The sequence below is a fragment of the Lactobacillus sp. ESL1191 genome, from assembly GCF_058504435.1.
Window position 1 is genome coordinate 1,157,629 of the sequence record NZ_CP196365.1, and the last position, 16,539, is coordinate 1,174,167.

The 16,539-nt window shown below is 41.5% G+C and carries 4 protein-coding genes; all 4 read right to left on the reverse strand.

What is annotated here, in order from left to right:
- Positions 1–545 precede the first annotated feature (545 nt).
- The 4 genes from ACSYSN_RS05980 to ACSYSN_RS05995 all read right to left on the reverse strand — a co-directional run bounded on the left by ACSYSN_RS05980 (position 546) and on the right by ACSYSN_RS05995 (position 16,513).
- Positions 546–9,140: a DUF1542 domain-containing protein gene (locus ACSYSN_RS05980; RefSeq protein WP_491711974.1), complete on the reverse strand. Its 8,595-nt coding sequence runs from the start codon at positions 9,138–9,140 to the stop codon at positions 546–548.
- Between the two features lie 390 nt (positions 9,141–9,530).
- Positions 9,531–9,968 carry an SdpI family protein gene (locus ACSYSN_RS05985; protein ID WP_491711975.1) on the reverse strand — a complete coding sequence of 146 codons (438 nt, stop codon included), beginning with the start codon at positions 9,966–9,968 and terminating at the stop codon, positions 9,531–9,533.
- A gap of 87 nt (positions 9,969–10,055) precedes the next feature.
- Positions 10,056–10,334 (reverse strand): autorepressor SdpR family transcription factor, encoded by a 279-nt coding sequence (locus tag ACSYSN_RS05990; protein ID WP_491711976.1) that lies wholly within the window; start codon positions 10,332–10,334, stop codon positions 10,056–10,058.
- A 131-nt stretch (positions 10,335–10,465) separates the two neighbouring features.
- Positions 10,466–16,513: a DUF1542 domain-containing protein gene (locus ACSYSN_RS05995; RefSeq protein WP_491711977.1), complete on the reverse strand. Its 6,048-nt coding sequence runs from the start codon at positions 16,511–16,513 to the stop codon at positions 10,466–10,468.
- Between the last annotated feature and the right edge of the window lie 26 nt (positions 16,514–16,539).

A 16,539-nucleotide genomic window follows, 5' to 3' on the forward strand; every position in this document is an offset into this window, starting at 1 on the left:
TCTATAATTATTGTATTTAATATATTACTACGATATTAAAATAATATCACAAACTATCATTTCTTTCCATAACTAATCTGTATAAATTATTAAATTATAAATCGGTTTATATTTTAAATGTAAATAACGAATATAAATAGCATTCGTACATATCAGGGATATAATTTAGTTATGGCAAGAACTTATCATCCATTATCTTAATAATTAAGCACTGTTTATAGTGGTTTTTATGATATTAGATATATGATTTTAATTTATAAAACTTACTAATATCATTAAAATTACTATAAAATTAATCATAGTAGTCCTTTTGCCCCTCCGTAACTACCTGTTATTCTGCCTATCGTTTGACAGAGGTTACCATTAGCTTTGTTTTACCTGTACTTCTTGAGATTACAGCTATTATAAGTGGCTACTACATGCCCACTACAAAAATTACAACGAAAACCCCCCAGTATCTTCTGACACTGGGGGGTTCTTTGTTATTCGAGCTAACTTATACAATTACTTGGGCCAAATAACCATCTTTTCCTTTATTTTAATGTTCAACGCGCAAAACTTCTTACATTATTTTGGGCAACATAGTATCCATTACCAATTGCAGTAAAACTTTGCCCATTAACTGTTTTGACTTGGCCAGCAACAATTTTGGAACCGGCTTTGAGAATATACTTATCTACTCGCTTTCCGCTTTCATTATAAAGATACGAATCGTGTGAAAGTTCTGCATTTGAGCTTACGCCAGGTGCTAGTGTCTTTCTGGCTTCAATTTGAATTGAACCGAAGTTCTTTGCTTTAACATAATGTTTATTACCAATGATGCTGTAATACTTTCCACGAATCTTCACTGGATCGCCATATACATTAACCTTGCTGCTCTTCTTCAAGAGTTTCTGACCTACATGCTTTCCCTTCTTGTCATAGACAAATGAATTCTTCTTCAAGCTTCGTTTGCGACCAACAACATTATTAACAGCAATGTAGAGCTCCTTACCAATGTGGTAAAATTCACGGCCATTAATCGTCTTGGTGCCATAAGTTGTTATGGTAGACCCCTTCTTAACAATCAACAGGTTAGCCCGCTTTCCTTCCTTGTTATAGAAGTATGCATTATGCTTCAGCACCTTAGATGCTGATTTGGACTGCTTAGGTTTAGTTTCAGGACTGTCAGACCCAGTACTACTTGAATTATTCCAGCTATTTGACCCATTCGAACCGGTTGAGTTAGTTGAAGCACTGGAATCATTCGAGCCAGTGCTACCAGAACTGCCACCCGTATCGCCGGATCCGTTAGAACCATTCGAGCCAGTTGATCCGTTGGGACCATTACTATTGCCATTCACGATATTATTTATTTCATTAATACCATCCTGCTTAGCCTGATCAACTTCACCCTTGTTCTTTGATTTATCAACTTTGTCCTTGGCAGCTGAAGCGGCACTATCAATTGCAACTTTGTCATTTTGCTTTTCAGCGTCAGTCTTATTCTTATCTTGATCAATCTTGTCTTTAGCGGCTTGCGCAGCCTGGTCTACTTCCTGCTTGGCCACTTCTTTTTGATGTTCCAGGCTATTATTTACTACAAGCTGGTTGATCGCTGCTAGGCCATTTTCTTTGGCCTGGTTGACTGCATCAGCATTCTTACTTTGATTGATTTCGGCTTTAGCTGTTGAAGCAGCAGTAGCAACTGCGTCCTTTTCTTTTTGCCTCTCTTGATCAGTCTTGCTGGTATCTTTATCAACCTGGTCTTTAGCAACTTGCGCAGCCTGGTCTATTTCCAGGTTGGCAGCCGCCTTTTGCTCATCAAGCGGCTTGCCCGGTATATATTGTGCATCAATTGCTTTAATACCAGTAGCTTCACAATCAATAACTTCTTGAACATTTTTAGCGCGGTCAAGCGCATTTTGCCCTTTTTCTAATTCAAGGTCAACATTGTGGGACTGCTGTTTTTTAGCATTAGTAGTCAAAGTAAGGTCATTATTAATCGCCGCTTTAATCGTGTTTGCTTCTTGAACCAATGCATTCTTAGCAGTTTGCTTTTGAATATCCAAAGCAGTACCCGGTACGTGTTGCGCATTAATTGCAACTATCCCATCATTATATTCTTTTTGAACAGCTGTCGCATTAGCCGCTTGACTGAGTTGATCTAAAGCCTTTTGTCTCTGTGCTTCGACAGCTTTTACCTGCTTATTCTTAGTAGCTTGATCAAGAGAATTATCGCTATTGATGGCCTCTTTTACTATATTAGCTTCATCATTAATCAACTGCTTGGCACGTTCTTTTTGTTCATCTAAGGACATCGAGTTTGTCACATACTGGGCAGCAATATTGGCAAGCCCATTGGCCTGTGCAACACTAATTTCCTGGGCAGTTGCTGCGACTTGAATATTACTCTTTGCGGTCATTACTTCTTGATCAACAGCCGCAATCTGAGCTACTTTAGTCTTGTCGTCCAGCGTTGCATCATTAGTAATCTGATTCTTGACTTTGGTTGCTTCCTGATCAATTACTGCATTAGCATTGGCTTTTTGTTTATCTAGGCTGTCACCTGTTACATATTGTGCGTTTATATCTGTAATACCATTATGCAGAGCAACCTTGACTTCTTGGGCAGTAACGGCACGGTCAATCGCTGCCTTCGCATTGCTGGCAGCCATATCAACATTGGCCTTTTGCTTTAACTTTTCTGCACTAGTTAAAGTTATATCTGTCTCAATCACTGCCTTAACTTTTTTGGCTTCAGCTTCTATCTTGGTTTGCGCAGCAATCTTTTGATCCGACACCGTGCCATTTGGCACATAATCGCTAGCAATCTTAGCAATACCGGCATTCTTAGCATCTTTTACACCTTGCGCGTCAACTGCCTGCTCAATCTGCTCCTGGACATTGGTTGCATCACGATCTACATTAGCACTTTGCTCAGACTTAGCAGCATCGTCTAGACCCTGATCAGCCGCAATCTGGTCTTTGACTTTTACTGCTTCAGCAGCAATCGCCGCTTTAGCCTTGGCCTTTTGTTCCAACAATGAAATTACACTCTTCACGTGGTCATTATCAATCTTAATAATGCCTAATGCAGTAGCATCTTTAACCGCCTGAGCATTGATTGCCTGATTAATCTGATTTTTGGCAGCAGAAGCATCACGGGCAACATTAGCCTGCTGAATTGCCTTTGTATCATCATCCAAAGTTACATCAGCAGCGATTTCTCCCTTGATCTTAGTTGCTTCTTGGTCAATTGCATTTTGGGCTGTAGTCTTGAGACTGTCTAAGCTGCCATTTTCACCAGTAATGTGTTGAGCAGCAATTGCTGCTATCCCATCGTTTTTAGCCGTCTTAATAGCTTGAGCTGTGGTAGCATGATCAATTGCAACTTTAGCTTTTGTTACCTCACTATTAACATTCATCTTTTGTCTTGCCTTAGTGGCATCATCTAAAGTTGAATCAGCATCAATTTCCGCCTTAATTCGATCTGCTTCAGCATCAATTACCTGTTTGCCTTCTAACCTTTGATCAGACAACGACTTGTGATTAGACACATGGTCACTATTAATCTTGGAAATGCCAGCTTCTTTTGCTTCCTGAATGCCCTTGGTATCGGTCGCCTGATTGATGTTGTTTTTAGCGGCGGCGGCATCTCGATCAACATTAGCTTTTTGTTCATCCTTAGTAGCATCGTCCAAGGACGAATCAGTAGCGATTTCATCTTTAATCTTAACTGCTTGCGCAGCAATTTCCTTAATAGCTTCAGCCTTTTGAGTGGGCAAGGAGGCATTATTAGAAATATGATTACCAGCTATTTTGGCAATACCAGCCTGCTTAGCATCTTTGACCGCTTGGGCATCACTAGCACCATTAATAGCAGCCATAGCTGCTGCAACATCAATATCAACGTTAGTATTTTGAGTTTCCTTTTCTGCATCGGTCAACGTCACATCTGCAGCAATCTCATCCTTAACCTTACTTGCTTGTGCAGCAATTTCTTTAATAGCTTCAGCTTTTTGATCTGGCAGTGGGGTACCAGGAACATGGTCGGCTGTAATCTTAGCAATACCAGCAGAAGTGGTATCCTCTATGGTTTGGAGATCAGTTGCCTGGTTAATGCCTGCCAGAATTGTTGTAACATCGTTATCGACATTGGCCTTCTGCACCGCCTTAGCAGTATCATCCAAAGTAACATCAGCAGCAATTTCGGCCTTAACGCTATTGGCCGCTTCATTTATCTTATTTACAAAAGATGACTTTTGGTTATCAAGTGACGGGCCTGATTGATGAGCAGCATTAATTGCAGTAATCCCATCAACTTTGGCTGTGACCACTTCGTTGGCATTAGTTGCCTGGTTAATATTAGTTTTAGCAGTAGCTGCCGCTTGAGCAACCGCATTTTGCTGTGCAGCCTTAGTAGCATCATTAAGAGTTACATCAGCTATAATCTCGGCCTTAACCTTAGCAACTTCAGCATCGATTGCAGCTTGAGCCTTATTTTTTTGTTCATCTAAAGACTCAGAATTTGAAACATGGTCACCATCAATCTTGACAATTCCGGCTTCCTTGGCATCTTTGACCGCTTGGGCATCATTAGCACTATTAACAGCAGCCTTAGCAGCCGCAGCATCAGTGTCAACGTTGGCCTTCTGCGTAGTCTTTTCAACCGCAGTCAAGGTGCTATCGACATCAATCTCACCCTTAACCTTAGTTGCTTCAGTGTCAATGGCCTGGTTAGCATTAGCTTTCTGAGTTGAAAGAGCTACACCGGGAAGATAGTCAGCGGTGATTTTAGCAATGCCGGCTTCTTGAGCAATAATTACCCCGTCAGCATTAACGGCTTGGTTAATGGCAATTTTAGCAGCGGTCGCATCCGCATCAACGTTGGCTTTTTGAGTATTTTTCTCGGCTACGGTTAAATTATTATCAGCATTGATGATGTCCTTAACCTTGTTAGCCTCTTTATCAATGATTGTACTTGCATTAAGCTTCTGGTCTGGCAAGCTGACACCGGCCGCAATGTGGCAGGCATTAATCTTAGCAATACCATTATTCTGAGCATTTTGCACACTTTGGGAATCACTTGCCTGATTGATGTCAGCTTTTGCTGCTGCTGCTGCTTGATCAACGTTGACTTTTTGAGTTGCCTTCACAATATCTGTCAAAGCACTATCTGCGTCAATCTCGCCCTTAACCTTAGCTGCTGCTTGATCAATTGCTTGAACTGCATTGATTTTCTGGTCTGGCAAGGAAACAGTGTTAGGCACATAAGCTGCATTAATCTTGATAATGCCACTATCCTTGGCATCTTTTACCCCTTGGGCATCGCTTGCTTGATTAATAGCAGCTTTAGCTGCATCAGCTGCTGAATCGACGATAGTCTTTTGATTAGTTTTCTCAATGGTAGTCAAAGTACTATCTGTATCAATCTCACCCTTGACCTTAGTTGCTTCCGCATCAATAGCCTGATTTGCCGCAGACTTTTGATCTACTATTAACTTGCCGGAAACATGACATTTATTGATATGTTCGATACCAGAATTCATTGGATAATTTATCCAATTAATGCCAGGTGCTTGGTTAATAGCATTAATGGCGTAATTTGCAGCGTCACCAACATTGGACTTTTGCGTAATCTTCTCTGCATCAGTTAAGGTAATATCGACAGCGATTTCACTCTTGACCCTGATAGCAGCATCATTAATTCGCTTGAGGGCCTCAGCCTTCCAAGCATCAAGCGAGCCAGGAAGATAGTCCGCCTTCAATTTGGCAAGACCCTCGTCATAGGCATCCTTAACGCCTTGCGCATCAACAGCATTAGTGATAGCAATCTTAGCCGCCGCAGCATCAGCATCAATATTGGACTTTTGCGTGGCCTTATCAGTATCACTTAAACCTAAGTCATTATCAATTAATTGCTTATAATTATAAGCTGCATTAGTAATACCATTAATACTGTTGCTCTTTCGCTCCTCTAGGGTAGAGACATAATAGTGAGCAGCTTTAATTTGCGCAATGGCTTTATCCTTTATTTCTTGAACACTTTGCGCATCAGTGGCCTTCTGAATTTCACTGGTAGAAGAAGTGTAAAACAAAACTATTTGGTTAACTTGGTCTTTTTGAGACTTCTTGCCAGAATTATCTAGGTTTACATCGATATCAATCTCATCCTTAACCTTAGTTGCTTCAGCCTCAATAGCTGCAATGGCAGCAGCCTTAATGGCAGCTAAAGTGCTTTGCAGGTGGTCACCATCAATCTTGACAATACCGGCTGCCTTAGCATCTTTGACCGCTTGGGCATCACTAGCACTATTAACAGCAGCCTTAGCAGCCGTAGCATCAGTGTCAACGTTAGCTTTCTGCGTAGTCTTTTCAACCGCAGTCAAGGTGCTATCTGTATCAATCTCACCCTTAACCTTAGTTGCTTCAGTCTCAATAGCCTGATTAGCATTAGCTTTTTGATCTGCTAACGGTGCTCCCGGTATGTGGTCTGCTTTAATCATGGCAAGACCTTCTTCCTGGGCTTTTTCAATACTGGTGGCAGGATAGGCATTATCAATCGCTTTTTTAGCTGTGACTACATCAGCATCAACGTTGCCCTTTTGCGCCGTCTTTGTGGCTAAATCAAGGGTAATATCAGCGTCAATCACTGTCTTAACTTGATTGGCCTCGTTATCAATTGCTAGCTTAGCTTTATTTTTGCGCTCTAAAAGACTCATACTGCCTGCAGTATGGGCGGCCTTAATCTTAGCGATTCCCGCATCCCGGGCATCTTCGACCCCCTTCAGGTCTGTAGCCTGGTTAATAGCTTCTTTAGCAGCAGCAGCAGCAACAGCAACATTATTGATTTGGACGGTAACATCTTCTGGCACCAAAGCTGGATCTGCACTAATTGCACTATTAACCTCGATCACTTGATTATCGATAGCCTGGTTAGCATTGGTCTTGGCAGCTTGAAGGGAAGTAGTAGTCGGTACATGAACCTCAGCAAACTTGGGAAGCCAAGCGGCTTTTAGTTCAGCTACTTCCTTAAAAGTGGTGGCCTTACCGACAGCGTCATTGGCTGCTTGATAAACTTCACGAAGCGTATCTTGTTGCGCTGTCTTTTCTGTAGCAGTCAGAGCTCGATCAGCATTGATTTCGGCATAAATACTACTGAACTTAGCAGAAAACTCGGACTGAGCATCAATTTTTCTGCTCCGCAGCAGATCTGCAACATTAGGATAAGCATTCTGCATACTAATCAGACCATCTCTTTTGTATTGGGCAATACGATCGGCTGTATTGGTTTCATAACTGTCAATTCTTTCCTTGTACTGTTGAAGGTCATACTGAAGGTTTTGGGTATACCATTCCTTGGCTTCATCATCCATCACCAGATCTTGGACAATCTTCTGTCTAGTTACTTCCGCAGCTTCAGCTAGTGCCTCTTTAGCGGCCGCCTTCTGGTTAGCCAATGAAGCACCAGCAATGTGGGTCTGCATAATAAGGGCTAAACCTTGATCCCGGCTAGCAATAACCGACTGCGCATCAACTGCATTATCGATTGTAGTTTGATGAGTAGTAACAAGTTGGTCAATTTGGTCTTTTTGAGACTGCTTGGTCGCTGCCAAAAGGGTACTATCGGCATCAATTTCAGCCTTAACCTTAGTAGCTTCAGCCTCAAGAGCGGCTTTAGCTGCTTTTTTAGTGTCATCTAAAGACACGGTATTTGAAACGTGGTCAGCATTGATTTTAACAATGCCAGCGTCTCGCGCATCCTTGATAGGCTGCATATAAGGTGCCTGATTAATGGCATCTTTTGCAGCTGCAGCGTCAGTGTCAACGGCGGCCTTTTGAGCAGCTTTTTCGGTGGCCGTTAAAGTGCTATCGCCATCAATTTCGCCTTTGACTTTAGTGGCCGCATCATCAACCGACTTACTTGCTTTAGCTCTTTGTTCTGTTACCGGAACACTACCTGATCCAGGATGCAAATGAACATATTTTAAACTCTCGATACCTTCATCTAAAGTCTGCTTCAAATACGAGGCCGACAATAACAAATTGATTTTTTCTCTTACCTGATCAGATGAAATAACAAGATTAGATAATTCTTGCTGCTTTTCTTCAGCGGTTAAAGACAAATCATCATCAATATCTGCTTTAACCTTATCTACTGCCTCATTATATTTCATTAAAGCTTGTTTCTTTTGCTCTTCTAAAGATACGGGATTAGGAATATGAGATGCGTTAATCTTGGTAATACCCTCATCCCTTGCCGCTATGATAGCTTGCTCATCGGTTGCTTGGGTAACCTTTGCATAAGCATCAGAAAAAACTTGCCCCATTTGTTGCAATTGCTCATTTTTAACATTCATGTCCAATGTCGGATCTTGTGATATATCTTGAGAGATCTTGGAATTTTCTGTGGAAAGTGCCGCTAAAGCTTCTTGCCGTAATTGCTCAAGCGAATCATCCCGGCTAGCAATTACTGGCTTATTGTCCACCAGACTAGTATCTGAAACATCAGTAGTAATCTTATCATCGGGAATATTACCTGATGTACTACCTTTAGAATCAGTGCTTAATGAGTCAGAGGATTGTGACTTGTATAGAGCCCCCTTCGAAGCAGCTTTTGATCTGGTCTTCAAGTATGAATTAAGGCCCGAATATGTTGATAACTTGAACTTAGCCTTATTCTTTACCAATTTAGCCTTAGGTGTAGGAAGATGATAGCAAGCATTAATACTCTCCGTTGTTTTTTCAACTAGTGTTTGTATACTTGCTGGATCTGTAGCACCGTTGATCTTGACTTGAGCATTATTAAGTAGGCTATTGACCGCCTTAAGTTGCTTAGTTTTTTCAGCAGCAGACAGACTCTGACTAGCCGAAATCTTTTGCTTTGTGGTATTAGCTGCTGCTAATAATACCTGATTACCACTTGCTTGGACCTGCTTAAGCGAAGCTGTTTCTGCTTTTGGCAATGCTAGTTTAGCTGTTTCTTCAGTCTTACGCTCAATCTCAGCAGCCTTTACAACTGAAGTCTTGTCAGCCAAAATCACGGAACCCCCGCCCAGCATAAATGTCAAAACCGAGTAGCTAACTAGCCACCCTTTTTTACTTTTATGCATTTTGTAGTTGGTATTCTTAATTTCTTCAATCATCTTCTTATTCAATACAATTCACCATTTCTTTTTCATAAATCTACAATAGTCATATTAATTATCTTTAGACATTTTAATATTTTATCATGGTTTTTAGGGACTTTCTATGACTATTACCATTAAGCTTTTATCCCTTTTTACTTTTACTGGCAAAATATGTTATCGCATTTTAACTTTAGCTAGAGTCTGACTCAATCTTGACAGGTCTAATTACTTCCTCAAGCGCACTTAAAATAAAATGTGGCTAAATCTGTTTTTTGCCACCAAAAAAGCTGATAAACTATGAAGTTATCAGCTCTTGGTGATTTTACCTTTAAATACCTATCTACCAGCTCTACTTAGGCTATATGATAAACAATGGGTACGATAATCACGACCAGCAGAATGATGACAAACAGCCAGTTATTTGGAAGAAATGACGTGCATAGTAAAACCAATCCACCAACCAATTAGGCGATGAGTTTTTTGCCAATTAGTCGAACTGGCTAATGTCCATGGTAATCTAATACCTACGACGCGGTTAGGCCTTGTTTTAGGTAAATAATTACCAAAAATCAGTAGCAAAAGACCAAATAATAAGTTAGCGATAACCGACATTCTTAACCGCTGGCCGAGTGCCACCAGATAAAGCGTAAAGCCAAGTACGTTACTCATCACAGGTACCAACCAAAGTGTAATTTCAACTAGCTTAAAGTTAAAATCCTGGCCTTTAGCTTCACGAGACCAGACAAAGAATACTATCAGCTGTAGCAACAAAAGCAGCAAGGGCATGCCCACTACCACCAAAAACTTATTGCTAAAACCGTTAGGCACATTATTCAATCCGAAATGCGTTGCCATTTTTGCTGGTAGCTTTTGATACAAGAGCAATCCCACTAATAGCGGCAAGACGGTCAATAAACTAATAACAAAAATGTTTTACGATAATTATTTTTTTTCATCCTGATTACCTTTCAAGTCAACTAACCATGCCATTATTTCTTCCAGAATAGAAGTATTCAAGGAATAATAAATGAAATTTTTTTGGCGTTCTTCACAGATTAAATCAGCTTTTTTCAATACATTAAGGTGGTATGAAACAGTGGCTTGCGTCATCTCAAAGTGACTGGCAATTTCACCAGCAGACATTGAACCATGCTTTAGCAGCTGTAAAATCTTCCGTCTGACTGGGTCGGCCAGCGCCTTAAAACTAACCTCGAAACTCACATTTTCTCCTTTCTATTTAGATAATTATCTAAATAGTATCATAATTTTACTAAAAAGAAAAGAAGCTCCTATCTCATTGAAAATAGGAGCTTCTTTGTTATTTAAGTTTACTTATTCGGTTTCCTAATTAACTAAAAGTTCGTTGCTTTAACAAACTTATTGTGACCTACTGCGTAGTATGCTTCGCCATGAATCTTCACTGGACTGCCGTAAGTTCTGACAGTTTGATTCTTCTTCATCACTTGCTTAGCCACCCGGCGGCCAGACTTATTGTAGACATAAGCCTGGGTCTTGAGCGTACGAGTAGTTCCTACAACATTTTCACTTGCGACGTAACGGCCGTCACCAATGGAAACGAAACTTTGATTGTTAATCTGCTTGGTCTCACCAGTTGTAACCTTCGAACCCGCCAGTAGAACATAACTCTCTACCCGCTTGCCCTCTCCGTTATAGACGTACGAGTTATGGAAAATCTCGGCATTTGAAGTTACGTTAGCAGCAAGAGCACTAGTAGCTTCAATGGTGATTGAACCGAAGTTCTTCGCCTTAACATAGCGCTTATTACTAATGACATAATAAGCTTTTCCATGAATCTTCACTGGATCGCCAAACGTATTAACCTTAGTTCTCTTCTTTAAGAGCTTCTTGCCAACACGCTTACCTTTTCGGTTGTATACGAAGGAATTCTTCTTCAAGCTCCGCTTTTGACCAACCACATTATTTACAGCAATGTAGAGATCATCGTCAATTTGGTAGAATTGACGGCCGTTAATACTCTTGGTCCCGTAGGTAGTTATCGTTGAGTTCTTCTTAGCAATCAACAGGTTGGCCCGCTTGCCATCTTTATTGTAGAAGTAAGCATTATGTTTAAGCACCTTAGAGGCTGCTTTAGACTTATCAACCTTAGTAGCCGAATTGTCGGCAGCATCGGAACCATTGGAGCCGTTTGACCCATTTGCACCATTCGAACCATTCGAACCGTTTGCGCCGTTTGACCCATTTGCACCATTGGAACCATCAGTGCCAGAGCCACCATTCCAAGAACCATTCGAACCACTGCTATTTGCAATAGTATTAATTGAATTAATCCCGGCTTGTTTAGCCTGGTCTACTTCAGCCTTACTCTTAGAGTTATTAACTTTATCTTTGGCTGCGGTTGCGGCTGCATCAATTCCTAACTTATCTCTTTGCTTTTCCGCAGCAGTCTTACTTGTATCCCGATCTACCTTATCCTTAGCAGCCTGGGCAGCCTGATCAATTTCCTTATTGGCATCAGTCTTCTGTTGATTAAGACCGGTGACAATTTCGCCGATGGTATTGATTCCGTCTTCCTTAGCCTTGTCAATTTCATCCTTGTTCTTAGAATCATTAACTTTATCTTTGGAGGCAGCGGCGGCAGCATCGATTGCGTCTTTGTCTTTTTGCTTTTCGCTATCGGTCTTGCTAGTATCCTTATCAACCTTATCTTTAGCATCTTGAGCGGCTTGATCAATTTCTTTGTTAGCCTCTTCTTTTTGATGCTCAAGGCTATTATCGATTACAATTTTATCAATGGTTGCTGTCCCATTTTCTTTAGCATGGCTGATTGCATCTGCATCCTGGCCTTTGTTGACTTCATCTTTAGCGGCGGCAGCAGCGGCATCAATTGCCTCTTTTTCTTTTTGCTTTTCAACATCCGTCTTGGTGGTATCTTTATCAACCTTGTCCTTGGCAATTTGAGCGGCTTGATCAATTTCTTTGATGGCTTCAGCCTTCTGCTGATCAAGTGGTTTACCTGGGATGTGTTGAGCATCAATGGCAACAATACCAGCATTTTGCTTGGCATTAACATCTTCAACTGTCCTGGCACGATCAACTGCATTTTGAGCTTTTGCTAATTCCAAGTTAACATTGAGAATCTGTTGATTCCTGGCATTAGTGGTCAAGGTTATATCATTATTGATTGCTGCCTTAATCGTTTCAGCTTCTTTAGCTAATTCATCCTTTGCAGTCTGTTTCTGGGTATCTAATGGAATTCCCGCTACATGTTGCGCATTGATGGCAGCAATTCCGTCTGTATAAGCTTTTTGGACAGCAGACGCATTGGCAGCTTGACTAACTAGGTTTAGTGCCTTTTGTAGCTGCATATCAACAGCTTTAAGCTGCGCATTCTTGGTCGCCTGGTCAATAGAATCATCACTATTGATTGCTTCCTTCACCACATTAGCTTCAGCGTTAAGCAACTGGTTAGCATTATCTTTTTGGGCAGCTAGAGACAGGGTATTAGTTACGTATTGTGCATCAATACTGCTAATCCCGCGATCACGCGCATCTTTAATTACTTGTGCATCTGTAGCATTCTGAACATTAGCTTTTGCCGTTGCTACTTCTTGATCAACCGCTGCAATTTGGGCTGTTTTAGCATTATCATCAAGAGTTGAATCATTAGTGATCTTATTCTTAATTCTAGTTGCTTCTTGCTCAATTGCTGCAACCGCCTTAGCTTTTTGGCTTTCTACGCTGTCACCTGCTACTTGCTGTGCGTCAACGTCAGCAATTCCATTGGTCAGAGCGATCTTGATTGCCTGGGCAGTAGTTGCAAAGTCAATTGCTGCTCTGGCATTACTTACAGCTCGATCAACATTAGCCTTCTGCTGCGCCTTATCTGCGCTAGTCAAGCTATCGTCAGCATCAATTGCGTCTTTGACCTGCTTAGCTTCAGCATCAAGCTTAGCCTGTGCAGCTGCCCGCTGATCTGAAACTGAGCCCATTGGCACGTAATCACTAGTAATCTTAGCAATACCGGCCGTCTTGGCATCTTTTACGTCTTGAGCATTGAGGGCCTGGTCAATCTGCTCCTTGGCAGCAGTTGCATCCCGATCTACGTTAGCTATTTGTGCAATCTTAGTAGCATCGTCTAAGCCTTGATCAGCCTTGATTTGGGCCTTAACCCGGTCAGCTTCGATCTCGATTGCTGATTGAGCACTCTTCTTTTGTTCTGGCAATGATGTACCGTTCTTCACGTGATCACTGTCAATCTTATTTGTTCCTGTATGCGTAGCATCTTTCACAGCTTGGGCATTAGCTGCCTGGTCAATCTTTTTCTTAGCAGAATTTGCATCTAAGTCAACACGAGCTTTTTGAACGGATTTTGTTTCATTGTCTAAAGTTGCATCAGCATCAATTTCATTCTTGATTTTGCTTGCTTCGGCATCGATTACAGCTTGCGCCGCCGTTTTTTGACTTTCCAGGCTGCCATTTACGTTTTCAACATATTGTGCATTGATCGCAGTTATACCACTCATTTTAGCAGCACTAATCTCTTGCGCGTTAACTGCTTGATCAATCGCTTGTTTAGCCTTGGTTATTTCTTTATTAACATTAGCCTTTTGATTAGCTTTAGTAGCATCATCGAGGGTACTATCGGCATCAATTGCGTCTTTGACCTGCTTAGCTTCAGCATCAAGGGCTGCTTTGGCATCCAATTTTTGATCTGATATCGATTTATTGCTCGATACGTGATTTCTACCAATTTTTGCAATACCGTTATCTTTAGCATTATTAATATCTTGAACAGCAGTTGCCTGACCAATATTAGTTTTAGCTACATCAGCATCCCGATCAACATTGGCCTTTTGAGCAGCTTTAGTTTGACCATCTAAACTAGTATCAAGGTCAATCTCGGCCTTAACCCTATTAGCTTCATCATCGATTGCTGCCTGGGCCTGCTTCTTTTGGTCTACCAGCGAATCATTACCAGCAACATGATCACCATCAATCGTAGTGATTCCAGCATTTTTAGCATCAATTACGCCTTGAATATCGACCGCACTATTAATGGCATTCTTAGCAGCGGCTACATCAGCATCAACTTTGGCTTTCTGGGTTTTTTGAGCGAGATAGTCAAGCGTGCTGTCGCCATCAATTGCCGCTTTAATCTTAGCTGCTTCATCGTCGATTGCTTTGACAGCATCCGCCTTTTGATCTGCTAATGGTGTCCCTGGAACGTGATCACCCTTGATTTGATCAATACCAGCAATCTTAGCAGCACTGATCCCCTGGGCATCAACGGCCTGATTAATCGTATCCTTAGCCGCTGCTGCAGTGGTATCAACAGCCGCTTTTTGAGCAGTTTTTTCAGCAGCAGTTAAAGTACTATCGGCAGCAATGTCACTCTTAACTTTAGTTGCTTCAGCGTCAATTGCTTTGACAGCATCCGCTTTTTGATCTGCTATCGAAACATTATTCGGAACATGATTATCATTAAGCTTAGTAATGCCATTATCCTTAGCATCTTTTACAGCTTGGGCGTCAATGGCCTGATTAATCGCATCCTTAGCCGCTGCTGCAACGGTATCAACATTAGCCTTCTGGCTGGCCTTAGTGGCATCATCAAGGGTGCTATCGGCATCAATGTCGCCCTTAACTTTAGTTGCTTCATCGTCAATTGCCTGGACAGCTGTTGTTTTTTGATCTACTAATGGTATTCCTGAAACGTGGTTACCATCAACCTTGACAATACCTGCGCTCTTAGCAGAATTGATACCCTGGGCGTCAATAGCTTGATTAATCGCATCTTTAGCCGCTGCTGCAGCGGTATCAACAGCTGCTTTTTGGCTGGTCTTAGTGGCAGCATCAAGAGTGGTATCGGCATCGATAGCATCCTTTACCTTGCTTGCCTCATCATCGATTGCCTGGACAGCTGCTGTTTTTTGGTCAGGTAAGGAGACAGTATTTGAGACATGGGCTGCATCAATCTTGGCAATTCCTGCAGCTTTAGCATCTTTTACACCCTTAGAATCAGTGGACTGATTAATCGCATCTCTAGCAGCAGCAAATTCGGTATCAACAGCCGTTTTTTGGCTGGTCTTTTCTGAATCAGTTAAAGTACTGTCAGCATCGATAGCAGCTTTAATCTTAGTCGCTTCGTCTTCGACAGCGTTAATTGCCTCAATCTTTTGATCTGGCATAGAAACATCATTAGAAACGTGATCGTCATCAATTTGGTCAATTCCTGCAGTTTCAGCATCCTTGATACTTTGAGCATCACTGGCATTATTAATAGCTTCTTTGACAGCAGCAAGATCGGCATCAACCTTGTTTTTCTGTGCAGCTTTCTCAGTGTCGTCTAAAGTTGAATCGTCGTCAATTTCACCCTTAACGGCTTCAGCTTCATCATTAACATTACTGATAGACATGGCTTTTTGAGTGGCCAAATCAGCACCGGCTACATGAGCAGCATTAATTGCGCTAACGCCAGAAGTCTTGTTACTTTCAACAGCGGTTTCATCAAGTGCACTATCAATAGCTGCCTGATATTGGCTGACATAATTATCAACGTCTGTCTTTTGCTTATTCTTATCAGCATTAGTCAAGGTTACATCGGTATCGATTTCTCCCTTAACCTTAGTTGCTGCTGTATCAAGTGCGGCTTGGGCGTCCTTCTTTTGATCATCAAGCGAAGAACTCTCATCACGATTAGCTACAGTTGACTTAATTTCAGACAAAGTAGACTCTGGTACATCAGTATTAATTTCACTCACGGGAATATTAACTGAAGTACTTGAAGTCTTAACACCAGCGGTCAGAGCACTAAAACTGGGACTCTTCGCCAAGGTGGCTTTAGTAGCAGCACCGGCTGACTTTGTCTTCAAGTATGCATTAAGCCCTTGGTAGGTTGACAACTTAGCTGTAGATTTTAAAGCTTGAGCATTACTTGTTGCTACCTTACCTTTAATAGCAGCCTGATAACTAGTCTTAATGTTTGCTGTAGCAGTGTTCACAACCGGTTCAATCTCAGCAAGGTCAGTGACTGCTGCCACCTTTAACTTGGCAGCACTGAGTGCAGCATCGACATTTTTAGTTTGTTCAGCTTTTACCTCACTAGTTAGATTTTGATCAGCTGTGATTTTTTGTTTAGTGCTGTTAGCAGCAGTTTCTAAAGTAGTAACTGCTGTTGTTCTAGCCTGCTTAACGGCATCGGTCTCGGTTCTTAGTAGCGCGGCCTTATTTACACTAGCTTCACTTGTCTGGCTCCCAATCTCTGCCGCCTTGACGGTTGAGGTGTTATTCGCCAAAACTAGTGCACTACCACCCAGCATGAAGGTCAGAACGGAATAACTTACTAGCCAGCCCTTCTTACTCTTATGCATCTTATAATTCGTGTTTTTAATTTCTTCAATCATTTCTATTTTTTTCAAAACGCTAGACCTTTCTTATTAAGTTT

Coding starts and splice junctions, on each gene's coding strand:
- ACSYSN_RS05985 (WP_491711975.1), bottom strand. CDS start 9,968: ATGGCAACGCATTTCGGATTGAATAATGTGCCTAACGGTTTTAGCAAT.